Annotated in this window: 1 protein-coding gene; it reads right to left on the bottom strand. The window is 64.1% G+C overall.

What is annotated here, in order from left to right:
* Positions 1 to 771 (bottom strand): citrate/2-methylcitrate synthase (locus tag LPA37_RS27645; protein WP_229014262.1); only part of this gene is annotated, 771 nt, incomplete at both ends.

Below are 771 nucleotides of genomic sequence, written 5' to 3'. Positions count from 1 at the left end.
ACTTCCTTGTTCTCCACGCGCCGGCGGATATCCGCTTCGGCTTCATCGGGCGTCTGGTAGCGCGACTGGATCTCGAACGCGACTTCATTCGCGCCGCCGTGCTTCGGGCCGCGCAGCGCGCCGATCGCACCGGTGATCGCCGAATAGAGGTCCGAGCCCGTGCCCGCGATCACGCGGCCGGTAAAGGTCGATGCATTGAACTCATGCTCGGCGTAAAGATTGAGCGACGTGTGCATCGCCTCGACCCACGACTTCGACGGCGCGACGCCGTGCAGCAGATGCAGGAAGTGGCCGCCGATCGAATCGTCGTCGGTTTCGACCTCGATACGCTTGCCGTTGTGCGAGTAGTGATACCAGTAGAGCAGCATCGAACCGAGCGACGCCATCAGCCGGTCGGCGATATCGCGCGCGCCTGGCAGATTGTGGTCGTCTTTCTCGGGCAGCACGGTGCCGAGCATCGAGACGCCGGTGCGCATCACGTCCATCGGATGGGCCGACGCGGGAATCCATTCGAGCGCGGCCTTCAGGTTCGCGGGCAGGCCGCGCAATGCCTTGAGCTTCGTCTTGTAGGCCGCCAGTTCAGCCTGCGTGGGCAGCTTTTCGTGCACGAGCAGGTACGCGATTTCCTCGAACTCGCACGTGGTGGCGATGTCGAGGATGTCGTAGCCGCGGTAGTGCAGGTCGTTGCCGGTCTTGCCGACCGTGCACAACGCCGTGTTGCCCGCCGTCACGCCCGACAGGGCGACGGATTTCTTCGGTTTGAATGCGCCG

Origin of the sequence: Paraburkholderia gardini, from assembly GCF_907164545.1 — a bacterium.
Lineage (GTDB): Bacteria > Pseudomonadota > Gammaproteobacteria > Burkholderiales > Burkholderiaceae > Paraburkholderia > Paraburkholderia gardini.
This window is presented reverse-complemented; position numbering and strand designations above follow the sequence as displayed.